The organism is Halalkalibacter oceani (assembly GCF_023715605.1).
Lineage (GTDB): Bacteria > Bacillota > Bacilli > Bacillales > Bacillaceae_D > Halalkalibacter > Halalkalibacter oceani.
This window is the reverse complement of sequence record NZ_JAMBOL010000056.1, coordinates 1-2,946: the sequence shown is the minus strand read 5'-3', so window position 1 is coordinate 2,946 and position 2,946 is coordinate 1. Positions and strand designations below refer to the sequence as shown.

Here is a 2,946-nt window from a genome sequence, read left to right as displayed (position 1 = left end):
CGTCATCCCGAAGGAATCAATCAGGTTCATCCGCTCGACTTGCATGTATTAGGCACGCCGCCAGCGTTCGTCCTGAGCCAGGATCAAACTCTCCATAAAAATGGTGAGCTGATTAAGCTCTTACGTTTTAAAACATTATTGACGAGATTCCTTGTTAGCAAAGTAACAATTCTTCTCTTTTTTTCGCTTGGCTTTTGTTCAGTTTTCAAAGAACTCGTTAGCGTCGTTTGTTAGCGACTTGATCATCTTATCAAACGATTTAGGACAAGTCAACACATTTTCACAAAAAAATTCACCTTCCACTTCAATCCTATTAGGAAAAGCTAGTCTAAAAGTAACTCCACCTTTATCAATCGGGAAAGTTATCGCTCTTTTTTTGTTAGATATGATAAAACAATTGTCATATTTTCTAAAATTCACGTTATATTTTCTGACGATCATTCGGACTTTTTACCTGCGACATGGTATCTTAGCTTAAAATTCAGAATATTCGCTTTTGGGAGGGGATCAAGTGGAAGAGTTACAAATGCACCTAAACTTCGTTTGGGTCATTCTCGCCAGTATACTTGTTTTAATCATGCAAGCGGGCTTCACTGCACTAGAGGCTGGAATGACCCGGGCAAAAAACTCCATTAATGTAGCGATGAAAAACGTTGTCGATATTATTATCGCAACTATCCTGTTCAGTCTTATCGGCTTTCCTATTATGTTCGGGGAAAGTGCCGGAGGGTTATTTGGAACTGATTCATTCTTTTATAGTGGGATGGAAGAAGATCCATGGAATTGGGCATTTTTATTATTTCAAATTGTATTCGCTGGAACTGCCGCCACAATTGTATCTGGAGCGATAGCAGAGCGCGTCAAGTTTTCAGGCTATGTCATCGGCACTATTTTAATCATTCTAATCATTTATCCATTTTTCGGACACTGGGCATGGGGAAGTCTCTGGAAGGAAGGGCAGGAAGGCTGGCTCGAGGGCATCGGCTTTATGGATTTCGCCGGATCGACCGTCGTCCACTCCGTTGGCGCCTGGGTCGCGTTAGCAGCAGCGATTGTCATCGGGCCGCGGATCGGCAAATATACAGAAAGTGGAGAAGCCCGCTCCTTTACAGGAAGCAATGCCGTTATGGCGACGCTTGGGGTCTTTCTTCTCTGGTTTGGCTGGTTCGGCTTTAACGCTGGGTCAACGACTTATGCTGACACGAATATCGCCCTGATTGCCTTGAACACACAGCTCGCAGCAGTCGCCGGCGGTTTACTCGCCTTATCGGTTTCATGGTGGCTTTATCAGCGTCCCCATGTCGAAAGCATTTTAAACGGTATTCTTGGCGGACTTGTCGCAATTACGGCCGGAGTAGATGTCATGTCCCCGTTGAACTCACTCCTGGTCGGAGCAATCGGCGGAGCAATTGTCGTCCTCGCTTCCCATTTTATTGAACGAAAATTAAAAGTAGATGATGCGATCGGCGCGATTGCTGTTCATGGGGTTGCCGGGGCATGGGGCACGCTTGCCATCGGCTTTTTTGGCAAGGCGGAGCTTTTAGCATTAGATAGCCGCCTGCAGCAAATCGGCGTTCAGGGGATCGGGGTAATCACAGCTTTCATTTGGGCTTTCGGTCTCGGCTATATTCTCTACTGGAGTATTAACAAGATTTACCCGCTCCGTGTTAGCCGCGAAGATGAAGAAGCCGGTTTAAATGTGTCCGAACATGGTGAGCGGATTGCGATGGTTGACTCGATTATCGCCATGCAGGAAATCGCTGCGGCGAAAGGGGATTTAACAAAAACATTGCGCGTCGAACCCGGCGAAGACACAGCAGAGCTGCATCACGCCTTTAATACGTTGCTGCTGCGGCTAAATAGCTTGATTGAACAGGTGAAGACGGAATCGAACTTTGTTTTCCACGCTTCAGATCAGCTTATCTCGCTGACCGAGAAGCTTGAGAAAAGTTCGGGACAACAAAAGGATTATATCGGCAAATCGAAGGAGTACTTCACAAAGGCGAAAAACCAGCTGGCGGAGGAGCTCGCGACGGATGAACAGGTCCTGGCCACGATCCAGGAATCCTTCAGTACGATGGAACAGCTCGGCAGTAAGTTTGATGCAATCCAACTGGAAATAAGAGAGATGTCCTCCTCTCTCGCTGATGTAACCGAATCAACTGCCGAAACCCATCAATCCGTTGATCAAATGAGTAATCATATTGAACAAATTTCCCAATTCTCAGGAAAGATCGAAAATATAATTACGACGATTAACTCGATTACCGAAAAAATCAACCTGCTCTCGCTTAACGCGAGAATCGAAGCCGCGCGCGCCGGTGAGCACGGCAAAGGCTTCTCCGTAGTCGCTGATGAGATTCGTAAGCTCGCTGATCAATCACAGGAAGCAACGACGCAAATCTCAGCGATTTTAAAAGAAAATGCGACGATCATTGACTCGGGGCAAAATCAATTAAAAACATTTATGATGAGCTTCAACTCGTTGTACAAAAGTCTCACCCAGCTGCCGAGCCGCTTCACTTTTATTGATGAAAGCATTCTAACGGTGAATAATGAAACAGCTTCCTTTGTGAAAAAACTCGATAAAATCAGTAAAGAAACCTCTGAAATGGGGCATAACCGACTCCGACAACAGGAGGAGATGGACAGTCTCGTCAAAACGATTGATGATATTTATGCGATTGCCGAAGACACCAGTACCCTGTCGGATGAAATTCGTGACAGCTCGATCAAAATGAAGAAGCAAAGCAATACACTGCGGCAAAGTGTCGATCAATTTAAAACGAATCCAACGTTAACACTTACACAAGGTTAATAATCGAGTAGGAGGGGGCGACTAACCCCCGACCTCTCACACCACCGTACGTACGGATCCGTATACGGCGGTTTCAGTTAAGTCTGACGAAGGGTTTCATAACGTTCCAGTACGCTCTTGAGCCCTTG

Annotated in this window: 1 protein-coding gene and 1 rRNA gene; one reads left to right on the top strand and one right to left on the bottom strand. The window is 45.9% G+C overall.

Translation table 11 applies throughout. The annotated features are described in order from the left end of the window. A 16S ribosomal RNA gene (locus M3202_RS21885) occupies nucleotides 1–99 on the bottom strand; the annotation flags it as partial. Between the two features lie 412 nt (nucleotides 100–511). Here M3202_RS21885 and amt point away from each other — a divergent pair. After that, on the top strand, nucleotides 512–2,818 hold the full coding sequence (amt, locus tag M3202_RS21880) for an ammonium transporter (RefSeq protein WP_251225339.1): 2,307 nt from the start codon (nucleotides 512–514) through the stop codon (nucleotides 2,816–2,818). The last annotated feature ends 128 nt before the right edge of the window (nucleotides 2,819–2,946 follow it).